The organism is Empedobacter sp. GD03797 (genome assembly GCF_029842105.1).
Lineage (GTDB): Bacteria > Bacteroidota > Bacteroidia > Flavobacteriales > Weeksellaceae > Empedobacter > Empedobacter falsenii_C.
The window spans coordinates 1-5,203 of the sequence record NZ_JAOCFS010000055.1 but is presented as its reverse complement, the minus strand read 5'-3'; the positions used below and the strand labels follow the sequence as shown (position 1 = coordinate 5,203).

2 tRNA genes and 2 rRNA genes are annotated in these 5,203 nt (G+C 45.1%); all 4 read right to left on the bottom strand.

What is annotated here, in order from left to right:
* Positions 1 to 195: 195 nt before the first annotated feature.
* Positions 196 to 2,978: ribosomal RNA gene (locus N5D90_RS16915) — 23S ribosomal RNA — on the bottom strand.
* A 187-nt stretch (positions 2,979 to 3,165) separates the two neighbouring features.
* A tRNA-Ala gene (locus N5D90_RS16910) sits at positions 3,166 to 3,239 on the bottom strand.
* A gap of 44 nt (positions 3,240 to 3,283) precedes the next feature.
* Positions 3,284 to 3,357 (bottom strand) — tRNA-Ile (locus N5D90_RS16905).
* Positions 3,358 to 3,536: 179 nt separating this feature from the next.
* Positions 3,537 to 5,055 (bottom strand): 16S ribosomal RNA (locus tag N5D90_RS16900).
* The 16S and 23S rRNA genes sit together here with 2 tRNA genes alongside, the layout of an rRNA operon.
* Positions 5,056 to 5,203: the final 148 nt, after the last annotated feature.

Genomic DNA, 5,203 nt, shown 5'->3' with positions numbered 1-5,203 from the left:
TATATCTTGACATTATTGGCGTCGAAATTCGTTTTTCGTGTTTCGAATTTCGTATATACAATCTTTTGGTATTACTTCATTAATCCAAATAAGATTAACTAACCTTCTCTATGACGATTAAATCAATATTAGTATTTAATCTTTATTAATATTTTGTTGATCTTAAATCAACTTATCTGATTCGTTGTACTTTTTAAGAAAAAGTCTATGGGTAATTAGTACTACTCGACTATGACATCACTGCCTTTACATCTATAGCCTATCAACGTTGTAGTCTACAACGACCCTTTAAAGAAGTCTAATCTTGCGGCGAGTTTCGCACTTATATGCTTTCAGTGCTTATCTCTTCCAAACGTAGCTACTCAGCGGTGCACCTGGCGGCACAACTGATACACCAGAGGTTTGTTCAACACGGTCCTCTCGTACTAGAGTCAACTCCGCTCAAACTTCTAACGATCACAACAGATAGAGACCGAACTGTCTCACGACGTTCTGAACCCAGCTCGCGTGCCACTTTAATGGGCGAACAGCCCAACCCTTGGGACCTTCTCCAGCCCCAGGATGTGACGAGCCGACATCGAGGTGCCGAACCTCCCCGTCGATGTGAGCTCTTGGGGGAGACTAGCCTGTTATCCCCGGAGTACCTTTTATCCTTTGAGCGATGGCCCTTCCATACGGAACCACCGGATCACTATGTCCTGCTTTCGCACCTGATCGACTTGTTGGTCTCACAGTCAAGCACCCTTATGCCATTACACTCTACGCACGGTTACCAAGCGTGCTGAGGGTACCTTTGAAAGCCTCCGTTACTCTTTTGGAGGCGACCACCCCAGTCAAACTACCCACCATGCACTGTCCTCCCATCGGGAGTTAGGCTCCAAGTAAATAAAGGGTGGTATTTCAACAATGACTCCACAATACCTAGCGATACTGCTTCATAGTCTCCCACCTATCCTACACATTATTTACCCGAAGTCAATACAAAGCTATAGTAAAGGTTCACAGGGTCTTTTCGTCCCGTTGCGATTAACCGGCATCTTCACCGATACTACAATTTCACCGAGATCATGGTTGAGACAGTGCCCAGATCGTTACACCATTCGTGCAGGTCGGAACTTACCCGACAAGGAATTTCGCTACCTTAGGACCGTTATAGTTACGGCCGCCGTTTACTGGGGCTTCAGTCAAAACCTTCGAGTTACCTCTAAGCTCCTTCCTTAACCTTCCAGCACCGGGCAGGTGTCAGACCCTATACGTCATATTTCTATTTTGCAGAGTCCTGTGTTTTTGATAAACAGTCGCCTGGGCCTTTTTACTGAGGCTGACATTGCTGTCAGCGACCTTTCTCCCGAAGTTACAGGTCTATTTTGCCTAATTCCTTAACCATGAATCGCTCGAGCGCCTTAGGATACTCTCCTCGACCACCTGTGTCGGTTTACGGTACGGGCTGCACATCTCGCTATTTCTTGGAACAATTTTCAGAGGATTATCACTCTAACCGAAGTCTTCGTGTACTATCCCTACTTTACGTAGGTTCAACGTACTATTCCGTCAGTACGCACCTCCTACAATCATTCGTCACTTTTATTGAGTGCAGGTACGGGAATATTAACCCGTTTGCCATCCACTACCCCGTTAGGGTTCGTGTTAGGTCCCGACTAACCCTCAGCTGATTAGCATAGCTGAGGAACCCTTAGTCTTACGGCGAATAAGTTTCTCACTTATTTTATCGTTACTCATGCCTACATTTTCTTTTCTAAAAGCTCCACCATCCATTACCAGATGACTTCTGCGCCGTTAGAATGCTCCCCTACCAGTACATCATAAGATGTAATCCATAGCTTCGGTAATATGCTTATGCCCGATTATTATCCATGCCGGATCGCTCGACTAGTGAGCTGTTACGCACTCGTTAAATGAATAGCTGCTTCCAAGCTAACATCCTAGCTGTCTATGCAATCCAACCGCGTTTTTTCAACTTAGCATATATTTGGGGACCTTAGCTGATGGTCTGGGTTCTTTCCCTCTCGGACATGGACCTTAGCACCCATGCCCTCACTGCCTAGAAACATATATTAGCATTCGGAGTTTGTCAGGAATTGGTAGGCGGTGAAGCCCCCGCATCCAATCAGTAGCTCTACCTCTAATATACTTTACTAAACGCTGCACCTAAATGCATTTCGGGGAGTACGAGCTATTTCCCAGTTTGATTGGCCTTTCACCCCTACCCACAGGTCATCCGAAGACTTTTCAACGTCAACCGGTTCGGTCCTCCACTTTGTGTTACCAAAGCTTCAACCTGCCCATGGGTAGATCACAAGGTTTCGCGTCTAATACTACTGACTATAACGCCCTATTCAGACTCGCTTTCGCTACGGCTCCGCACCTGAAGTGCTTAACCTTGCCAGCAACATTAACTCGTAGGCTCATTATGCAAAAGGCACGCCGTCACTCCGAAGAGCTCCGACCGCTTGTAGGCGTACGGTTTCAGGTTCTATTTCAACTTTCTATTCGAAATGCTTTTCACCTTTCCTTCACAGTACTAGTTCACTATCGGTCTTTGAGGAGTATTTAGCCTTGGAAGATGGTCCTCCCATATTCGGACAGAATTTCTCGTGTTCCGCCTTACTCGTTATCAACTTAATAAAAATTTCACTTACGGGACTATCACCCTCTACGGTTAACCTTTCCAGGTTATTCTGTTATCCTTATAAAGTCTTTAGGGCTAATCCGCGTTCGCTCGCCACTACTTACGGAATCTCAATTGATTTCTTTTCCTATTGGTACTTAGATGTTTCAGTTCCCAACGTTCGCTCTCACTTACGTGAGTGACATGTCTTCAACATGCCGGGTTGTCCCATTCGGAAATCTACGGATTAATGCGTATGTGCCGCTCCCCGTAGCTTATCGCAGCTTATCACGTCCTTCATCGCCTCTCAAAGCCTAGGCATCCGCCGTACGCCCTTTGTAACTTTTTTCTCGATTTAACCGTCATATTACTGAGCGGTTATGTTAATCTTACTCGTTTTCTTGATTAATTGTATACCTTATATAAACTTTGATTTATCTCTAAATCTGTTTTGATTGTATGTTTTTTTTCAATAATGTCAATGAACTCTTCTGCTTTAAACGAATTTCGAATCTCGAACTTCGTTTATCGCTTCGTGGAGAATATCGGAGTCGAACCGATGACCTCTTGCGTGCAAGGCAAGCGCTCTAGCCAGCTGAGCTAATCCCCCTCTTTGTCGTATTTCGAAATTCGTAAATCGAACTTCGTTTTTAGTAGTCTCAGGCAGACTCGAACTGCCGACCTCTACATTATCAGTGTAGCGCTCTAACCAGCTGAGCTATGAGACTCTTTAATACTCTTAAAGAGTGGTCTTTTTGTTAGTTGTAAGTGTTAAGTTATAAGTTTTAAGTATTTTTTTCTTAATCTAAATCTTAACCTCTATCTCTAACTATATTAAATACTACAGAATAAAAAGCCGAATCAAAATCAATCTTCTACTAATAGAAGAAAATTCGTCGTTCTCTAAATATGAGATGTTCCAGCCGCACCTTCCGGTACGGCTACCTTGTTACGACTTAGCCCTAGTTACCAGTTTTACCCTAGGCAGCTCCTTTTACGGTCACCGACTTCAGGTACCCCCAGCTTCCATGGCTTGACGGGCGGTGTGTACAAGGCCCGGGAACGTATTCACCGCATCATGGCTGATATGCGATTACTAGCGATTCCAGCTTCATAGAGTCGAGTTGCAGACTCCAATCCGAACTGAGATAAGTTTTTGAGATTCGCATCTTGTTGCCAAGTAGCTGCCCTCTGTACTTACCATTGTAGCACGTGTGTAGCCCAAGACGTAAGGGCCGTGATGACTTGACGTCGTCCCCACCTTCCTCGCGGTTTGCACCGGCAGTCTCATTAGAGTCCCCGTCTTTAAACGCTGGCAACTAATGATAGGGGTTGCGCTCGTTGCAGGACTTAACCTAACACCTCACGGCACGAGCTGACGACAGCCATGCAGCACCTTGCATTCTGTCCGAAGAAAAATCTATTTCTAGATCTGTCAAATTGCATTTAAGCCTTGGTAAGGTTCCTCGCGTATCATCGAATTAAACCACATGCTCCACCGCTTGTGCGGGCCCCCGTCAATTCCTTTGAGTTTCATTCTTGCGAACGTACTCCCCAGGTGGGATACTTATAACTTTCGCTTAGCCACTGAGTCCGAAAACCCAACAGCAAGTATCCATCGTTTACGGCGTGGACTACCAGGGTATCTAATCCTGTTCGCTCCCCACGCTTTCGTCCATCAGCGTCAGTTGATGTTTAGTCACCTGCCTTCGCAATTGGTGTTCTGCGTAATATCTAAGCATTTCACCGCTACACTACACATTCCAGCAACTTCAACATCACTCAAGACTAACAGTATCAATGGCAGTTTCATAGTTAAGCTATGAGATTTCACCACTGACTGATTAATCCGCCTACGGACCCTTTAAACCCAATAAATCCGGATAACGCTTGCACCCTCCGTATTACCGCGGCTGCTGGCACGGAGTTAGCCGGTGCTTATTCTTCTGGTACCTTCAGCTACTTACACGTAAGTAGGTTTATCCCCAGATAAAAGTAGTTTACAACCCATAAGGCCGTCATCCTACACGCGGGATGGCTGGATCAGGCTTCCACCCATTGTCCAATATTCCTCACTGCTGCCTCCCGTAGGAGTCTGGTCCGTGTCTCAGTACCAGTGTGGGGGTTCACCCTCTCAGGCCCCCTAAAGATCATCGTCTTGGTGAGCCGTTACCTCACCAACTAACTAATCTTACGCATGCCTATCCTACTGCGATAAATCTTTCAAAAATTCATGATGCCATGATTTCTATTATAAAGTATTAATCCTCCTTTCGAAGGGCTATCCTTTTCAGTAGGGCAAGTTGCATACGCGTTACGCACCCGTGCGCCGGTCTCTAGTTCCCGAAAGAACTATACCCCTCGGCTTGCATGTGTTAAGCCTCCCGCTAGCGTTCATCCTGAGCCAGGATCAAACTCTCCATTGTAAATAATTTCGTTTGAAGCGTTAGCTTCTGTTTTTTTTACAACTTCGAATTTCCTATAGCTCCATTATTCAAGGATTGACTTCGTTTTATTCGGCTATTTTTTCTTCTGTATATTTTATAATTTCAAATGAACTTCTCATTTAGCAAA